Genomic DNA, 17,724 nt, shown 5'->3' on the forward strand with positions numbered 1-17,724 from the left:
GACAGCCATGAGCAACAACGACAGACTCGACCGAATCAGTACAGCATTCGACGACAGTACCACGACCCGCCGCGACTTCCTGCGAGCCTCCGCCGGCCTCGGCGGTGGTCTCGCCATCCCCGGCGAGGCGTTCCGCGACTTCGCCTCGCCACGACGACAGCAGGCGACCATCACCGACCTGTTCGTGTACGTCTATCGGCACACGCCGAGCGACCGGGCGATTCCGACGCTACTCTCCCTCGACGACGACGCCGCCTTCGAGCGACTGGGCGCACTCGATGCCCCCGTCCGGACGACGACCGACCCGACGACGGCGGCCCACGCCGACCTGACGCCCTCGCAGGTCGAGTCGGTCCTCGGCCTGGGGGAGGACGCCGAACGCGTCCCGGGACTCACCGGGGTGGAGTACGCCCCCGGGTCGACGCCGTTCTGGAAACTCGACCACTACCCACAGGGGGTGTTCCCCACGCCCGAGGAGTCCATCGACTACGTCCGGTACGAGCAGGCCATCGCGGGGATGGAGTACCTCGGAGAACGGCACGCCGACCGGTTGCGCGTCACCGGCCTCGGTGAGAGCCCCGGCTGGTACAACACCTACGACCTCGAAGTCGACCCCGAGACCATCTACGTCGCGGAGGTGACCAACGACGTCGGCGACGAGGCGGCGTTCACCGAGAAGGAGAAGATACTCTACTCGCTGTCCATCCACGGCGACGAGCGCTCGGGCGTCGAAGCCGGGACTCGCACCATCGAGGACGTGCTCGTCGGTGACGACGAGGACCTCGCGGGGATGCTCGACGAGGTGGTGCTCGTGTTCCTCTTCCCGAACCCCGACGGCTGGGTCGCCCCCTCGCCGGAGTACTTCAGCGGCGACGAGGTCGAGGACGACGACCTGGTCCGCGTCGACGCGTTCCGTCGGCAGACCGGGACGGAACTCGACATGAACCGGCAGTGGCCGACGGTCGGCTACATCGACCCGACGCACAACCCGGCGGAACCCGACGGGAGCAACCTCGAAGACGACACGCCCGGCGTCGACGACGACGTCCCCGAGCGATACACCGACCTGGTTCCCGGGGCGCTCTCGGTCGTCGAGTTCCTGCGGGACTACGAGAACCTCAACTACGGGACGGACCTCCACGGGATGTTCGACTCCGAACAGTACATCCTCGGACTCATCATGAACACCGAGTACGACGCTCGGGAGCTTCACGACCTCTACGAACTGAACAAGGTGCTCGGGTCGCGTCTCGAAGAGAGCGTCGGCCCGCTGCTGGAGGAGAACCGCGACGCCTTCCGCGAGTTCATCGGAACCGACGACGCGACGTTCCCCGACACGTCGTTCAGCTACGGGACCATCTACGACACCATCAGCTACACGACGACCGGGACGTTCGGAAGCTGGTTCGCAACGCCAGAGGAACTGGGCGGTCTCGACCTCGTCTCGATGTCGCCGGAGATGTCGTTCGACAACCGCGTCGGCGACCAGATGCAGTTCGTCCCGGGCAACGTCGAGACGCAGGTCGCCGGCTACCGCACGTTCATCCGGACGTTCGCGGACCAGGCGACCACGACCATCGAGACCGAAATCGCCACCGAGGGGCGCTCGACGGCCTACGTGACGACCGACGCGCTCACTCGCTCGTCGGGCGACCTCCCGTTCACCGACGACGGGAACGGCGACGGGGAGAACGGCAACGGGAACGGTGGAAACGGCAACGGCACAGGCAATGGGAACGACGGCGACGGCGGCGACGACTCGGCCCCCGTCGCGTTCCAGATCGACGTCGCCGTCGGCGAGGTCATCGAGGACCTCGGAGCCGAGGCGGACGGGTTCTATCGCGACCAGGGCCGACTCCTGCAGGCGACGACCGTCCTCGCCGACGGCACCGTGACCAACGAGGTCACCGTCCCGGACGGCGAGGTGACGAAGACGCTCGGCGGGTGTGCGGTCACGTACGACGCCGTCGACTACGACCCGGAGACGGCCGAGGCGACCCTCGACGTGAGCGTCTCCGAGGACGCCGACTGTGCGGGCGTCACGCTCACCCTCGCGGGCTACGACCTGCCCGACGGTGACACCACGTTCGACCGCGCCGACGCCGCCGACCAGGAACTGCTCGACTACCGGACGGTGACGCTCGACGCCGGTGACTCCGAACTGGTCACGGTCAGCCTCGCGGACGGCCTCGGCGACGACGGGGACGACCGGTCGACGCTCTCCCGCCAGGAGACGACGCTGTCGGTTCCGGGCGGGGGTCGCTCGCAGTTCACCGCGACCGTCGAGGCCGGCAGCACGCTCCACGTCGGCGTCGACGGCGTCACTCGGGGCCGGTTCGACGGGGCGACGCTGCAGGGTCCCGACGGGTCGGTCGTCCGCAGTCACGACCCCGCGACCTCCCGGACGAACCGTCCGGCGGTGTGGACGGTCACGGACCCGACGGCCGGCGAGTGGACCGTCGTCGTCGACAGCGCCACCCCCGACCGGGCGTCCGTCGGCGTCTCGGTGGCGACGCTCCAGTCGGCGTCGTCGCCGGACCCCGAGGCGATTCTCGGCTACCAGCAACGCGAGTACGAGGTGACGCCGTTCGAGTTCTTCGAGCAGTACGCCGAGTACGCCGACGGGTCGCTCGACGCCGTCGGCATCGAGGAGGTGGCGAACGGCGACCTGCTCGACGGGGACTCCCTCGCGTACGACAACCTCGTCGTCATCCACGCCGACGGCGCGACGGACGGAGCGTACGTCTCGGCGCTCGACGCGTTCGTCGAGGCGGGCGGGAACCTCGTCCTCACCGACACGGGCGTGAACCACCTGGCGAACCTCTCTGCGGCCGGGGCCGACGCGATTCCGGCCGACGCGGTGACTCCCGAGACGTTCGTCGTCGCCAACCTCGGGCGGAAGCGCGACCACCCGCTGCTCGGCGACGTGCGCTCCATCCAGCGCGAGCTGTACAAGGTCGCGCCGCTCGGCTACCCCATCGGCGACGACGCGCCGATGACGCTCGTCGACACCGCGACGTTCGAGAGCGCGGGCGGCGAGGTGGCCGCGACGACCGAGGAACTGGTTTCGCTCGGTGCGCTCGGCTCGCTCGACGGCGGCGTCCAGGTGGTCGGCGGGGTGCTCCCGCCGGCCACACAGGAGGCGCTCCACCCGTTCGGCCTGCACGACTACGCCGTCTCGTTCCTGGGGCTGACCGTCCTGGCGAACGCACTGGGCCACACCCAGCGTCGCCTCCGCGACGGCGAGGTCGTCGCCACGTTCGGCCGGGACGGCGAGACCGCGGCCGACGAGGGCGAGTCTGACGACGCCGACGACGCCGACGACGGCGTCGGTCACTGGGTCGAGAGCGCGTAAAGCCGAAGTACCGTCCGTCCGGACCCGTCGTATGAGCAGCCACAACACGGTCCCGGCCGACGCTCGACGGCGGACCCGGAGGGAGCGTGCGTAAGGAGTTCCGCGACCTCGCGCCGCCCGAGGCGGCCCACGAGGCCATCGCGTCGCTCGGTCTCGCCGGTGGGACGGAGACGGTCACGCTCCGTGAAGCGCGTGGCCGCGTCCTCGCCGACCGTATCGACGCCGCCCTCGACGTGCCGGGATTCGACCGCGCGAGTGTCGACGGCTACGCCCTCCGCGCCCACGACACGTTCGGGGCCGACGAGGCCGACCCCGCAGTGCTGGCCCTCGCTGGCGTCGTCGACGCCGGCGAACGACCCGACGTGACCGTCGGCGGTGGCGAGTGCGTCGAGATATCGACCGGAGCGGTCGTCCCCGACGGCGCGAACGCCGTCGTGATGGTCGAGCGGACGGACCGGGCCGACCGCGAGGACGACGCCGAGGACGCGCCGGACCGCATCGAGGTCCGCACGAGCGTCGCGCCGGGCGACCGCATCATGTTCGCCGGGGCGGACGTGGCGGCCGGCGAACGTGCGCTCGGTCCGGGGACGACGCTGACCGCCCGCGAAATCGGTCTACTGTCGGCGCTCGGCGTCGACGAGGTACCCGTTCGCGCCGCGCCGCGCGTCGGCATCGTCTCGACCGGCGACGAACTCGTCCGGCCGGGCGAACCGCTGGACTCCGGCGCGGGGCAGATATACGACGTCAACAGCTACACCGTCGCGGCGGGCGTCGAAGAGGCCGGCGGCGAGGCGGTCCTCTACCCCCACGCCGGGGACGACTACGACGCCATGGAGGACCTGCTCCGGCAGGCCGCCGCGGAGTGTGACCTGGTGCTCTCCTCGGGGTCGACCAGTGCCAGCGCGGTCGACGTCATCTACCGTGTCGTCGAGGAACAGGGCGACCTGCTGCTGCACGGCGTCGCCGTCAAGCCGGGCAAACCGATGCTCGTCGGCCGACTCGACGGGAGTGCCTACATCGGCCTCCCCGGCTACCCGGTGAGTGCGCTCACCATCTTCCGGACGTTCGTCGCGCCCGCGATTCGCCGCGCAGCAGCGGTCCCCGAACCGGACGCGGCGACCGTCGCGGGCCGGATGGCCGGCGAAGAGCGCTACGCGGAGGGTCGTCTGCGACTGATGCCGGTCGGACTGGTCGACGCGGGTGTGGACGAGTCGCTGGACGGAACGGACGTGGGCGGCGAGACGCTGGTCTACCCCGTCGACAAGGGGTCTGGGGCGACGACGAGTCTCGTCGAGGCCGACGGTCTGGTGGAGATGCCCCCCGACACCGAGCGACTCGACGCCGGCGAAGCCGTCGAGGTCCGCCTGTTCTCGCCGGACGTCCGGGTCCCGAGCGTCGTGGGCGTCGGCGAGGACGACCCGGCGCTCTCACGAGTGCTCGACCGTCTCGACACGCCGCGGTATCTCGGCCTCGGGAGCAGGGAGGGTCAGCGCCGACTCCGGAACGGCGTCCCCGACTTCGCGGTGACGACCAGCGGCGGCGACACCGGGTCCCCGACGGTCGAACTCGGCGCGTGGACCCGCGAGTGGGGACTCGTCGTCCCGGCCGGGAACCCCGACGGCGTGACGGGACTCGCGGCCCTCGTGGACCGCGACCTCCGGTTCGTCAACCGGACCGGAGCGTCGGGCCTCCGGACGTCCCTCGCCGACGTGCTCGCCGAACTCGCGGACGAACGCGGTGTGACACGCCACGACCTCGTCTCGGCCATCGACGGCTTCGAGGCGGGTCGCCGCGCCCACGAGAGTCCGCCGCGAGCGGTACTGTCGGGGCACGCCGACGTCGCGCTGGGACTCCGTGTGACCGCCGAGACGCTCGGACTCGGCTTCGTCCCGGTCGGCGAGGAGACGGTCCGTGTTCTCGGGAACCCGGCCCGGACCGAGAAGTCGGGCGTCGGGGCGTTCTCGGCACAGGTCGCGGGGATGGACGACCTGCTCGACGAACTGCCGGGGTACGGGCGGCCGGACTGAGGGCGGGCGGTCGCGCTCAGTCCGAGGCGTGTTCGCCGCCGTCGGCCGCGACGGCGGGAATCTCGGTCAGCCGCGTCACGCGTCGGTCACCGAGGACACACGAGCCACGCCGGTCGTGGCCGTGACGCTCGACGTGGATGCCGTCGAGGCCGGCGTTCCACGCCGCGCCCACGTCCTGTGGGCCGTCGCCGACGAGGACGCCGCGCTCGGAACCGTTCGTGAGGCCACTGCCGACGCCGAGGTTCGACATGGCGAGGTGGACCGGCGCGGGGTCGGGTTTCCAGCCCAGTTCGTCGTCACAGCAGACGACGGTGTCGAACCAGTCGGCGATGTCAAGAACGTCGAGCGCCGCGTCAGCGAGATACTGCTGGGAGTGGGTGACGAGGCCGACGGGCGTGTCGAGGCCGGCGACGAACGCCGCGGCGTCGTCGTAGACGAACGAGTGTTCCGCGCGAGCGACGGGGTCCTCGACGTCGTGGAACACGGCCCAGAACCTCCGTGGGTCGTAGCCCCACTGCCGGAGCAGTTCGTCGCGCGACCCGCCGAGTCCGTGCCAGACGAGTTCGGCTTCGCGCTCGGTGAACGACACGCCGAGACGGTCGCCCACCTCGTCCATCACGCGGTAGACGTAGCTCGGCTGGACGTCGATGAGCGTCCCATCGAGGTCCAGTAACCAGAAGTCGTATCGAGTGGAGGGGGCCATTCGGGACCCAGAAGTACGTCACAGCGTGGCAAGTGTCTTCCGGGGGTGGACGGTGGTGGCTCGACGCCGGCCCGCTCAGTCGACGAACTGCGCGTACCACTCTTCGAGCCAGACGAGGTCCCAGATGCGGAGGCCGTAGTTCGCCTCGCCGGCGACGTGGCGCTCGAACTCGGCGTCGATGCCGCGTGCGTCGAACGGGTCACGAGCGCCGAGGCGGTCGAGGCGCTCGCGGGCGACTTCACGCAACTCCCCACGGAACCACTCGTCGACGGGGACGCCGAAGCCCTGCTTCGGCCGGTCGACGACGTCGGGGGGCAGCACGTCCTCGAACGCCCGCTTGAGGAGCCACTTCTTCTCGCCGCGTCGCCACTTGTACTTCGCCGGCACCGACGCGGCGAACTCCACGACGTCGTGGTCGAGAAACGGCGAGCGTGCCTCCAGGGAGTGGGCCATGCTCGCCCGATCGACCTTGACGAGCAACGCTTCGGGGAGGTACGTCCGGAGGTCGACGTGGGTGACGCGGTCTATCCGAGTCGGGCCGTCGGCCTCGCCGAACGCCGCTCGGAGCCACGCCAGTTCGTCCTCGGCCTCCGGGCCGTTCCAGACCGCCCGCGCGTCCTCACCGAGCGTCCGACACACCAGTTCGGCGTAGCGTTCGACCGGGTCTCCCTCCGCGATGTCGAGCGCCCGGTCGGCCTGCCGGAGGAGCGTCCGTCCGCGAAGCGACTCGGGGACCCGACCGAGACCGGTTCGGCCGACGTCGCGCAACGAGCGGGGCGTCGCGGCCGCCGCGTCGACGACACGGTCGCGGGTGTAGCGGTCGTAGCCGGCGAACGTCTCGTCGCCCGCGTCGCCCGTGAGGACGACCGTCACGTGGTCGGCGGCGACCTGCGAGACGTAGTACGTCGGCAGTGCAGAGGGGTCGCCGAAGGGGGTCTCGTAGTGGCCGACCAGCGTCGGGAGCGTGTCGACGAGGTCCGGCGTGACGGTGAACTCGTGGTGGTCGGTGTCGAAGCGGTCGGCGACCGTCCGGGCGTACTCCAACTCGGAGTACGCCGCCTCCTCGAAGCCGACGGAGTAGGTCCCGACCGGGTCCTCGCTCACCTCGTCGACTAACGCGGTGACGACCGAGGAGTCGAGGCCGCCCGAGAGGAACACGCCGACCGGGACGTCGCTCCGGAGGCGCAGTCTGGTGGCCTCCCTGAGTCTCCGGCGAAGCCGGTTTGCGAGCATCCGTGCGGACGCGTCGGACTGCTGGGCGAACGACAACTGCCAGTATCGCTCGCGGCGCACGCCATCGTCGTCGACGAGCAGGTACTCCGCCGGCCCCACCTGTTCGATACCGACGAACCCGGTTCGCGGGCGCGGGACGTACTGATAGGTGAGGTACTCACGCAGCGCGGGCAGGTCCGGGTCCGGCGTGACGCGGCCGTCGGCGAGCACGGCCCCGACCGTCGAGCCGAATGTGAACCCCGTCTCGTCGTGGTGGTAGTAGAGCGGCTTCTGGCCCAGTCGGTCGCGGGCGAGGAACAGTCGTTCCTCGCGCTCGTCCCAGATGGCGAACGCGAACATCCCCCGGAGACGCCGGAGACAGTCGACGCCCTCCTGCTCGTAGAGAGCGAGGAGGACCTCGGTGTCCGTCTCGGAGTCGAACGGGTAGTCGGCGACCCGCTCGCGTAGTTCGCGGTAGTTGTATATCTCGCCGTTGAAGACGACGTGGACGGTCCCGTCGCGGTTCGACATCGGCTGGCGACCGGCCGCCGAGAGGTCGAGAATCGAGAGCCGCCGGTGTGCGAGGACGACCGGGCCGTTCGCGTAGACGCCCGACGCGTCCGGGCCTCGGTGTCGCATGCAGTCGTTCATCCGCTCGGCGAGCGCCTCGTCTGGCCGCGCACCGAACGACAGTTTCCCGCCGATTCCACACATCGTCGGAGACTCACGACGGGGTGGGGGATAACTGTTGGCGAGAGAACAGCTCCGTCGGTCCGGGGCTGTCGCGTTCGGCCCTCGGTGTGAACTCAGGGTTCGGACGAGCGGACGTGGATGGAACTGCCGAGGTAGTTCGTCTTCACGCGCTCGACGTTCTCGGCGTTCCCGAACGTCCCGTTCCCGGCGTCGAGTTCCGCGGCGATGGCCTCGTCCAGCGCGTCGAGGTACGCACGGTCGGTTCGGAGTTCCCGGAACTCGACGGACTCGACGGGCACCCCGAGTGCCGACTCCGCGAGCGAGCGGTGGTGAGCGTCGTCGTTGGCCTCGCCACGCCAGAGCGCGTCGCGGAAGAACAGCCACCCCGACTCGCCGGGCGGGGCCGCCCGGCGTTCCATCGTCGTCTCGAAGCTACGGGGAGCGACGCGAACGCCTTCCTCCGGGACGAGTCGGAACCGGACTCCGAAGACGTACGCGGCGTCCATCTACAGCAGGTCGTCGAACCGCGCCGCGAGGTCGAGGTCCTGCTCGGTGATACCGCCCGCCTCGTGGCTCGTCAGTCGGACTTCGACCTCCTCGTACCCGATGGTGAGTTCGGGATGGTGAAACGCGTCCTGTGCGACCCCGCCCGCGCCCGCAGCGAAGCCGACACCGGCGAGGTACGAGTCGAACTCGTACGTGCGGACGATCTCGTCGCCGTCACGCTCCCAGTGCTCGGGCAGTCCTTCCGTGATCTCGTCGTCGGACAGTGTCTCGGCCATGCGGTGGCCGACGCGCCGAGGTCGGATAAATGTGGGCGCGGGAGCGTTTTGCCTGTCGAGTGCCAACTTACGGCATGGACGAGGGCATCGATCTGTACGACTCGCTCGGTGGACAGGTCGCACTGGTGACGGGGGCGACGCGCGGCATCGGTGCCGAAATCGCGACCCAATTGGCAGAACAGGGGGCGACGGTGTACGCCGGCGCACGGGACACGGACGACGTCGAGGACGCCGCGCTCGTGCCGGTTCGACTCGACGTCACCAACGAACGGACCATCGAGGACGCCGTCGAACGCATCGAGAGCGAGGAGGGACGACTGGACGTACTGGTGAACAACGCCGCCGTCTACGGTCCGTCGGGGGCGCTCCACACTCTCTCGACGGCCGACATCGACCGCACGCTGGACACGAACCTCCGCGGGCCGATGCTGGTGACGAAACACGCCCTGCCGCTCCTGCTCGAGCGGCGAGGAGTGCGGGTCGTCGACGTCTCTTCGGGGTCGGGCCAGTTCGCCGGCGGGATGAGCACGTCTCACCCGCCGTACAGCGTCTCGAAGGCAGGCCTGAACGCGCTGACGGCGTACCTCGACGCGGAGTACGGGCCGGCGCTCATCGCCAACGCGGTCTGTCCGGGGTGGGTCCGAACCGACATGGGCGGCGCTGGTGCGACACGGAGCGCGAAGGACGGAGCCGAGACCGTCTGGCTGGCGCGGTTCGAACCGGGGAGCCCGAGCGGACGGCTCTGGCGGGACAAGGAGGTGGTCGACTGGTAGGGCGTCGTCCCGAGCCACGACGGCGGGGGCAGTAGGGCGAGCAGGCGACTCGACGACACGCGTGCGATGGGTCGCACGCCGCTCCTGCCCGGAGCGGGTGGGGAGTGTCCCCGTGGGACCGCACGCGGCGGTGTTCAATGCATCGTCGTCGCTGGCCCGGTGTTCCCTCAAGAAGGTTCGGAGAGGCCGAAACTCAGTCCGCGCGCAGACCCTCGAAGTAGACGGCTCGTTCCTCGTCCGCGGCGGGGGCGGTCAGGAGGCTCACGCCGACGACGAGGGCGAGCGAGAGTGCCATCCCGACGATCTGCGGGGTCCAGCCGAGGTAGTACGTCGCGCCGAGCGAGGCGAGCGTGGTGTCGGCGGCGAGCGGCAGGGCCCCCCCGAGCACCGGGACGGCCCGCAGGAGGCCGTTCGTGAGTGGAATCGTCACTGCGACGTGGGCGAGGTAGAACGCCTGCGCGCCGACGAGTGCGACGAGCATCCCGGTCCGGGTGGTTCGTCGCCAGTAGAGCGCGACCAGTACGGGCAGGGTCAGTTGTGCGAACCCGCCGAACGCGGTGTCGCCGATGACGAACAGCGTCTGGCTGGTGAACAGCGAGGCGACGAACGACCCGGTGGCGAACACGACGACGCCACCGCGAGCGAGGAGCGCCTCGCGGTCCGGCCGCCCGAAGAGGGGCCGGTAGACGTCCCGTGTCAGGTACGACGCGCCGGAGAGGAGCATCGAGTCGCTGGAACTCATCATCGCGGCGATAGCGCCGGCGATGACGAGCGCCGCGAACCAGACCGGGGTGTACTCGTTGAGCAGGACGGGGACGACGTTGCCGCCCTCGGGGACCTCGATACCGAGGCCGGCGGCCCACGACCCCAGCAGGAACGCCGGGACGAACAGTAGGAGGACCAGCACCGGCCAGAGGGTGAACGTCCGCTTGAGGACGTCCTTCGAGGAGGCGGCGAAGAACCGCTGGTTTATCTGGGGGAACATCGCCACGCCGAACGCGATGCTCACTGCCGTGGAGACGACGTACTGTGGGGTGTACGCTCCGCCGCCGAGCGCGAGGAACTCGGGTTCGTTCGCGGCGAGGGCGTCGGTCGCTGCCGAGAGGCCGCCGACGCTCGTCAGGACCCAGACCGCGGCGGCCCACGTCACGACGAGCATGAACGCCCCCTGAATCGTGTCCGTCCACGCGACGCCGCGCATCCCACTCAGGCCGACGTAGAGGATCATGAACAGCGTGATGCCGCCCGCGCCGACCCAGTAGGGAATCGCGCCGTTCGTCAACGATTCGAGCGCGATGCCCGCGCCGCGTTGCTGGAGCATCACGTAGGGGAACAGCCAGAACAGGCCGACGGCGGCCACCAGTACGCGGAGGCCACGTGAACCGAAGCGGTCGCCGAGCATCTCGCCGAGCGTGACGTAGCCCTGGGCCTTCCCGACGAGCCACTGCTTGTAGCCCAGCAGGTACCACAGCAGGGCGAAGAGGATGCCGTCCATCAGCCCCATCACGAGGATCCACTCCGGGCCGAGCGAGTAGGCGATGTTCGGCCCGGCGAAGAAGGTGAACGCCGACAGCAGCGTGGCGAACGTCGTGAACAGGAGGACGACGGTCCCGAGCGTCCGCGAGGCGAGGTAGTAGTCCTCGGCGGTGTCGTCCGAGAGGCGGTAGGCGACCAGACCGACGCCGAGCGCGACCAGCAAGTAGAGACCGATGACGGTCAGTTGGACCGACAGCGTCGACTGGAGCGGGAGTACGGCGGGGATCATACGCGCTCACCGCCCGAGGAATCCGTCCCCGTCGTCGTCGTCGGTGACTCGATGCCGACTCCCCACGCTCGCCGGGCGAACAGCGCGAACACGCCCGTCGCCAGCACCATCCAGCCGACGTGCCACCAGAGCCACACCGGGAGTCCGGCGACCACCGTCGCGTCCCGCCAGAGGAACCAGGGGACGGCGAAGACCACCAGCACCGTCATGACGACCACCCACAGGAGCCGCTCGGTCCGGGATACCATGTTGAACGCTGTATGGGACGATGCAACGTAAAGGTTGCCGAATAGCCACCGATACCACGTATTGAAGAGAATTGTTCTTCACACTCCGCCGGTCGAGAGTCGCCGTTCCGACACGGGAGGCGACGGTCGTTCGGGTGGGCCACCGTGTCACGCCCGTTGGACGAAAACGTGGCTTTATACGAGGGCCAGCACCTATTTATACTGGACCGCGTTCACGCGTGGTCGTCACCATCCAGCCCACACGGGCACTCACCACATCATGCAAGACACCGCGAAATACCTCATCCACGCCGACATCACCGCCGAGGGGGTGGTCGAGCGGTCGGACGTCGTCGGGGCCATCTTCGGACAGACCGAGGGGCTACTGGGCGACGAACTCGACCTGCGGGACCTCCAGGACTCCTCGAAGGTGGGGCGTATCGACGTCTCCGTCGACTCCCAGAACGGGCAGTCGTTCGGCACCGTCACCATCGCCAGCGGTCTCGACCAGGTCGAGACCGCGATTCTCGCCGCCTCGCTGGAGACCATCGAGCGCGTCGGGCCGTGTCGCGCGACCATCTCCATCGACCGCATCGAGGACGTCCGTGCCGCGAAGCGCCGGGCCGTCGTCGACCGGGCGAAGAGCCTCCTCGCCGAGTCGTTCGACGGGTCGATGCTCACCAGCGAGGAACTCGTCGAGGAGGTCCGTCGGGCCATCCGCGTCGAGGACATCACGACCTACGAGGGTCTCCCGGCCGGTCCTCGGGTGCTCGACTCGGACGCCATCATCGTCGTCGAGGGTCGGGCGGACGTGCTCACGCTCCTGCGCTACGGCGTCAAGAACGCCATCGCCGTCGAGGGGACGAACGTCCCCGACGCCGTCGCCGACCTCACCCACGAGCGCATCACGACGACGTTCCTCGACGGGGACCGTGGCGGCGACCTCATCCTGAAGGAGCTCGCACAGGTCGGCGAGGTGGACTACGTCGCGCTCGCCCCCGGGGGCAAGAGCGTCGAGGATCTCGGCCGCGCGCAGGTGATGCGCGCGCTCCGCAAGAAGGTCTCCTACGAGTCGGTCGCCGAGGCCGACACGGTCCGCGAGGCGTTCGGCGAGACGACGTTGGGCGAGGCGACGGCCGAGCCACAGAGCGTCTCCGACGGCGGCAGCACGACGGCCGACCCGGCCGACGACCCGACGGCCGTCGCCCCGGCCGAGACGAACGACACGGCCGACGGACCGACCGCGGCGGTCGTCGCCCGCGCCGAGTCGGGGGCGGCGGCCGACTCCGTCCCGTCGGCCCAGACGGACGCCGACACGCTGGACGACGGAGCCACCGACCCGGCCACGGAGGCCGACGACGAAGCGGACGACGACACGGAGTCGGCCGAAGCCGCTCCCGAAGCGCCGGCACGCCCCGAGACGCTTCGGGGGCACGTGCAGGCCGTCGTCACGGAGGACACCGACTCGGTTCGACTCCTCGACGAGGAGATGAGCGTCCTCGACGAGCGTCCGGCGGCCGAGGCGTTCGACGCCGTCCGCGAGACCGAGACCGTTCCGTTCGCCGTCGTCCTCGACGCGGACCTCCCACAGCGTGTGCTCGACGTCTGTGCACAGCGGGGTGTGGACAACGTCGTCGCTCGCGGTCTCGGCGAGTTCGTCAAGCGCCCCGCGAGCGTCCGCGTCCGAACGGCCGAGCGGATGCTGGCTCGGGAGTACTGAAGAGCGGAGAACCGTCCCCGTGCTCGCCGGCTATCCGAACCCTTCGACGTGGACGTGCAGTTCCGGCACGCCGATGGCTTCGGCCACGTCGACGAGGCCGTAGGCCATCGCGCTCACGCCGCAGGCGTACGCCTCGATGTCCGACGGGTCGATACGCGCGTCGACGTCGTAGGCCGGGTCCTCCTCGCTCGACGCCGCCAGCGACTCGTTCAGGTCGTCGGGAATCGCCCCCGCCTCGAGATACTTCATCAGCGTGTGCTGGACGTAGGCCGTCTCGCCGTCCCAGTCCGAGAGGTACGTCTCGCGCGAGCAGGTCGGGACGAAGTGGAAGTTGTCGTACTCGTCGTCGAGTTCGCCGAACGCGTCGAAGTACGGGATGTCGTCCTTCCAGGACGACCCGAGGAAGAGCCAGACGTCCCTGTTCTCCCCGCCGACGACGTCGTGGCCGCTCTCCAGCGTGTGACGGATCATCGAGTGGAACGGGGCCGCGCCCGTCCCCGTCGCGAGAAACACCATATCCCGCCCCGAGGGGTCGTCGAGCACGAAGTCGCCGTTCGGGCCGCGTACCTCCACACGCTCGTCCTCGTCGAGGGCCTCACACAGCTTCGGGGTGAGGTGGCCGTCGGGCACGTGCCGGACACACAGCGCTACGTCCTCCTCGCTGGGGGCGCTGGCGATGGAGTAGGGACGTGCCACGCCGTCGTACCGCAGTGTCAGGTACTGACCGGGGACGAACTCGAACGGTCCGTCGAGGTCGAAGCGAATCTCGACCAGCATCGGATACGGTCGCTCGTCGCGTTCCTGGAGGCTGTCGAGGCGTTTCGCCAGCCGACTCCCTTCGTCGGGGGCCAGCGCGTCACGGACCCGTTGCCAGTCGATGGGGTCGGGGCCCCACCGCCCCGATTCGAGCAGGTCGTCCTCGTCGTGGGCGTCGAGGAGCGTCTCGACGGCGTCTGCGACCTCCTCGTGGCGCTCGCGGTCCATCTCGGTCACGTTCGTCACGACGGCGTCCTCGGCGACGAGCGGCAACTGCTCGGCGGCCGCTTCCAGCGCGTCGTGCTGTTTGACCTCCATGGGGTCGTCTGTGCTCGCTCGTCGGATAAACCTACACCGCCAACGGATCCGCAGGCCGACGCACTGACCGTCCCGTCGGCGGCGTCACGACGCCACGCTCTCCCGCGCTCTACAGTGGAACGAGCGCGAGGGCCCAGGCGAGACCGGCCCCGACGACGCCGGCGACGGTCGTCGCCACGAAGTTGACCCCCTTGTTGTCGAGCAGCGACCCCTCGACGGTCGCGCCGAGCAGCGAGTCGACCACCATCCCACAGACGCCAGCGAGGACGACCAGTCCGGTCCCCGTCGACGACAGTCCGAACGCGACGAACGCGACGGCGGCGACGATGCCGGCCCCCGCGAGGCCGGCGAGGCCGCCCTGCCACGTCACGCCGCCGTCGGTCCCCGGCGGGACGGTCCGGAACGTCGTGATGAGCCGGGGGTTGTCGTAGAGCCCACCGATCTCGGAGGAGAGCGTGTCGCTCATCGCGGCCGCGACCGACCCGGCGAACGCGAACAGGAACACGCCCTGTGGGACGCCGAGGAGGCCGTGGGCCGCCCACCCGAGCAGGGCGACGAGCGCCGCGGCGGAGTTGGCGATGACGTTCCCGCTGCCGCGTGCGCCCTCGTTCTCCTCCGCGATGCCGCGGTCGAGTTTCTCGTCGTAACGGAACTTCGTCGAGAGCCCCCCGATGGCGAAAAAGGAGAGTAGGACGGCGAACCAGCCGTAGCTCCCGAGGACGACCGAGAGGAAGACGAGGAGCGTCCCGGTGAGCATGCCGGTGATGGAGGCCGTCTCCAGCGCGTAGGAGACGTAGCCCAGCGCCAGCGAGATGAGGATGGCGACAACGACCTGTGTGGCCGTCAGTTCGAGCGTGAGCGTGGCGAACAGCCACAGCACGAGCGCCGTCGTTATCACGACGAGCGGGTCGTCGCGGTCGTAGAGCATCGAGCGGAGCAGCGCGCCGAGGATGCCGCCCGTCGCGGCGAGGAAGACGGCCTGTGGCGGGTCGAACGCGACCGGTGAGAGCACGGCGACGACCAGTTGCGCGAGGGTCGCCGCGCCGAACGCGGCGAACGCGAACCCCGTCATCGCCGCGAAGCGGTCCGAAGAGAGCTCGAAGACGCCCTTCTCGGCGAGCGTCCCGAACGCCAGGAGGACGACGCTGGCGACGTAGACGCTCGTCGGGAGCTCGAAACTCGCCCCGACCAGTCCGAGCGCGGCCGCCGCGAGCGCGAACCCCGCGAGGCCGTACAGTCGCCCCTCCTCGAAGTCGGCGGGGCGGGCGAGCCACTCGAACGCGGGGCTGTCTTCGGGGACGGCGAACGCCGCCAGCGCGACGAGCGCGAACGGGAGGGCGGTGACGACCGCGGTGGTCGGGACGCTACCGACGCCGGCAGCGGCCCCGACGGTCGTCGGCAGCGAGAGGCGGTCGACGACCACTGGCGAGACGGGGGCGACGAGCGCGAGGAGTGAGACGAGGGCGAACGCGCCGGCCCGTCGAACCGTCTGTGACACGTCGAACGGTTCCGTGGATGAACACTTAACAGGTCCGGGACGCCTCGCCCGAGGGTGCCCCGTGGCTCGCGGAGTCGAGTCGGTCCCGTAGGTCTTACCTTCGCCCGTACCGAGCGACGAGCGTGGGACTGTACGACCGCTATCTCGCCACGCGGGTTCGGCGCGACGAGACGCCGCTCCCCGAAACCGTCGCGCTGGTCATCACGGAGCGTGACCTGCTCGAACAGGACGCTTACGAGACGCTCCGTCGGTTTCTCGACCTCGCGTTCGAGATGGGGGCGGACCGAGTGATGGTCTACGTCAGCGTGCTCGACGAGGCGGCGGTCCCGACGCTCCGCCGGACGCTCGCGGACCTCGACAGTCCACGCGAACTGGCGGTCCGCGGCCCCGGCGACGCCGAACGCGCCGACGCGCCCGTCCAGGTCTCTATCGGCCTCGGCGGACGGGCGGAGTTCGCCAACGCCGTCCGGAACGTCGCTCGCGCCGTCGAACGCGGCGACGTGACCAGCGACGAGGTGGACGAGGAGACCATCGAGAACGAACTCGTCTTCCCGACCGCACCGGACCTCGTCATCAAGACCGGAGCCGAACGGCTCTCGGATTTCATGATCTGGCAGTCGGTCTACTCCGAACTCTACTTCACGGACGTCAACTGGCGGGACTTCCGCGACCGGGACTACCTCCGGGCGTTACGGGACTACCAGGACCGGCAGCGGCGGTTCGGGCGGTAGTCCGAACCTCGTCGGACTCGCTTCGCTCCCCAACGTACGTTCGACCGATAGGCAGCGTCAGTCCGCGCTGAACGGTTCGGCCTCGACGTCCTCGATGTCGTCGAGCGCCGTCTGTGGAATCTCGCCGACCTTCTCGGTCAGGCGCGAGACGACAGCGCGGTCCGCACCGACCGCCTGCAACAGCGCCAGCGAACGGTCGATGCGCGTCCGTCGCCACGACTGCTGGCGCGACTGGTAGGTCCGGATGGCTCGCAGGAAGTCGATACGGGAGAACTCCGGCCAGTAGGGGGCACAGAAGAAGACGGCGGCCTCGTTCCCGTTGGCGTGCCACGGGAGGAAGTTCGAGGTGCGTTCGTCGCCGCCGGTTCGGATGATGAGGTCGACTGCGCGGGCGGGCCGCTGGGTCACGCGGTTCTCGACGGTCTCGACGTCGATGTCGTCGGGGGACTGCTCGCCGGCTTCGACCTCCGCACAGACCTCGCGGGCGGCGTCGAGCAGTTCGGCGCGGCCGCCGTACGCCAGCGCGACGTTGAGGTACTGGCCCTCGTAGCCGGCCGTCCGCTTCTCGGCGTAGTCGACGGCCTCGATGACCCGCTGGGGGAGCAGGTCGAGTTGCCCGATGGCCCGGATGCGGACCTCCTGGTCGTGAATCTCCTCGTCGTCGGCGAACTCGTAGAGTTTCTCCTCGATGAGGTCGAACAGTTCGGCTCGCTCCTCGGGCGGCCGTTCGAGGTTCTCCGTCGAGAAGGCGTACAGCGTCAGTTCGTCGATGCCGAGGTCGGAACACCACGAGAGGACGTTCTCGGTCGTCCGTGCGCCGGCGCGGTGGCCGGCGGCGGTGCCCTTCCCCTTCCCCCGCGCGTACCGGCGGTTCCCGTCTTGAATCACCGCGATGTGGGTCGGAACGCCGTCGACCTCCCGTTCCAGCACCCGTTCGTAGAGCCGACGCACACCCCGACGGACCCGCCGTAGCATGCGCGGAGGGTATTGTGGACCACGTATGAGTCTTGTGACCCGCGACTCGTGGTCTGGCTCGGAGGGTTTTTGTACGGTGACGACAAGAGACAGTTGCAATGGCGACCGGTACGGTTGATTTCTTCAACGACACGGGCGGATACGGCTTTATCAAGACGGAAGACTCCGACGAGGACGTCTTCTTCCACA

General features: G+C 69.5%; 15 protein-coding genes. 6 read left to right on the forward strand and 9 right to left on the reverse strand.

Going from position 1 to position 17,724, the window contains the following annotated elements:
• Positions 1–7: 7 nt before the first annotated feature.
• Positions 8–3,355 carry a M14 family zinc carboxypeptidase gene (locus GQS65_RS06450; RefSeq protein WP_158203848.1) on the forward strand — a complete coding sequence of 1,116 codons (3,348 nt, stop codon included), beginning with the start codon at positions 8–10 and terminating at the stop codon, positions 3,353–3,355.
• 86 nt (positions 3,356–3,441) lie between these two features.
• Entirely contained in the window at positions 3,442–5,382 is a 1,941-nt protein-coding gene (locus tag GQS65_RS06455; RefSeq protein WP_368279897.1) for a molybdopterin biosynthesis protein, read from the forward strand.
• 16 nt (positions 5,383–5,398) lie between these two features.
• On the opposite strand, the gene GQS65_RS06460 is transcribed toward GQS65_RS06455, so the two are convergent.
• The 4 genes from GQS65_RS06460 to GQS65_RS06475 all read right to left on the reverse strand — a co-directional run bounded on the left by GQS65_RS06460 (position 5,399) and on the right by GQS65_RS06475 (position 8,772).
• Positions 5,399–6,085, reverse strand: coding sequence for an HAD family hydrolase (locus tag GQS65_RS06460; RefSeq protein ID WP_158203849.1), 687 nt, complete (start codon positions 6,083–6,085; stop codon positions 5,399–5,401).
• A 75-nt stretch (positions 6,086–6,160) separates the two neighbouring features.
• Positions 6,161–8,011: an asparagine synthase (glutamine-hydrolyzing) gene (gene asnB / locus GQS65_RS06465; protein ID WP_158203850.1), complete on the reverse strand. Its 1,851-nt coding sequence runs from the start codon at positions 8,009–8,011 to the stop codon at positions 6,161–6,163.
• Positions 8,012–8,103: 92 nt separating this feature from the next.
• Complete coding sequence (lwrS, locus tag GQS65_RS06470; RefSeq protein ID WP_158203851.1) at positions 8,104–8,496, reverse strand: LWR-salt protein; 393 nt, start codon at positions 8,494–8,496, stop codon at positions 8,104–8,106.
• Positions 8,497–8,772 (reverse strand): 4a-hydroxytetrahydrobiopterin dehydratase, encoded by a 276-nt coding sequence (locus GQS65_RS06475; RefSeq protein WP_158203852.1) that lies wholly within the window; start codon positions 8,770–8,772, stop codon positions 8,497–8,499.
• A 74-nt stretch (positions 8,773–8,846) separates the two neighbouring features.
• Between GQS65_RS06475 and GQS65_RS06480 the strand changes: the two genes are divergently transcribed.
• Positions 8,847–9,545, forward strand: coding sequence for an SDR family NAD(P)-dependent oxidoreductase (locus GQS65_RS06480; protein ID WP_158203853.1), 699 nt, complete (start codon positions 8,847–8,849; stop codon positions 9,543–9,545).
• A 193-nt stretch (positions 9,546–9,738) separates the two neighbouring features.
• On the opposite strand, the gene GQS65_RS06485 is transcribed toward GQS65_RS06480, so the two are convergent.
• Positions 9,739–11,310 carry a sodium:solute symporter family protein gene (locus GQS65_RS06485; protein WP_158203854.1) on the reverse strand — a complete coding sequence of 524 codons (1,572 nt, stop codon included), beginning with the start codon at positions 11,308–11,310 and terminating at the stop codon, positions 9,739–9,741.
• Positions 11,307–11,558 carry a DUF3311 domain-containing protein gene (locus tag GQS65_RS06490; RefSeq protein WP_158203855.1) on the reverse strand — a complete coding sequence of 84 codons (252 nt, stop codon included), beginning with the start codon at positions 11,556–11,558 and terminating at the stop codon, positions 11,307–11,309. The genes GQS65_RS06485 and GQS65_RS06490 overlap by 4 nt, the downstream gene beginning before the upstream one ends.
• A 259-nt stretch (positions 11,559–11,817) precedes the next feature.
• Here GQS65_RS06490 and dnaG point away from each other — a divergent pair, with 259 nt between their 5' ends.
• Positions 11,818–13,257 (forward strand): DNA primase DnaG, encoded by a 1,440-nt coding sequence (gene dnaG / locus GQS65_RS06495; RefSeq protein WP_158203856.1) that lies wholly within the window; start codon positions 11,818–11,820, stop codon positions 13,255–13,257.
• Between the two features lie 30 nt (positions 13,258–13,287).
• Here the strand turns inward: dnaG and GQS65_RS06500 are convergent, their stop codons facing one another.
• Entirely contained in the window at positions 13,288–14,331 is a 1,044-nt protein-coding gene (locus tag GQS65_RS06500; protein ID WP_199268411.1) for an FAD-binding oxidoreductase, read from the reverse strand.
• Positions 14,332–14,440: 109 nt separating this feature from the next.
• Positions 14,441–15,829 carry a DUF92 domain-containing protein gene (locus tag GQS65_RS06505; protein WP_368279899.1) on the reverse strand — a complete coding sequence of 463 codons (1,389 nt, stop codon included), beginning with the start codon at positions 15,827–15,829 and terminating at the stop codon, positions 14,441–14,443.
• A 122-nt stretch (positions 15,830–15,951) separates the two neighbouring features.
• Here GQS65_RS06505 and GQS65_RS06510 point away from each other — a divergent pair, with 122 nt between their 5' ends.
• Complete coding sequence (locus tag GQS65_RS06510) at positions 15,952–16,560, forward strand: undecaprenyl diphosphate synthase family protein (RefSeq protein WP_368279900.1); 609 nt, start codon at positions 15,952–15,954, stop codon at positions 16,558–16,560.
• 57 nt (positions 16,561–16,617) lie between these two features.
• On the opposite strand, the gene uppS is transcribed toward GQS65_RS06510, so the two are convergent.
• Positions 16,618–17,535, reverse strand: a complete 918-nt coding sequence (gene uppS, locus GQS65_RS06515; protein ID WP_158203857.1) for a polyprenyl diphosphate synthase — start codon at positions 17,533–17,535, stop codon at positions 16,618–16,620.
• Between the two features lie 98 nt (positions 17,536–17,633).
• Here uppS and GQS65_RS06520 point away from each other — a divergent pair.
• On the forward strand, positions 17,634–17,724 hold a 91-nt coding region (locus GQS65_RS06520; protein WP_158203858.1), incomplete at its 3' end, for a cold-shock protein.

This window comes from Halomarina oriensis (genome assembly GCF_009791395.1).
GTDB lineage: Archaea > Halobacteriota > Halobacteria > Halobacteriales > Haloarculaceae > Halomarina > Halomarina oriensis.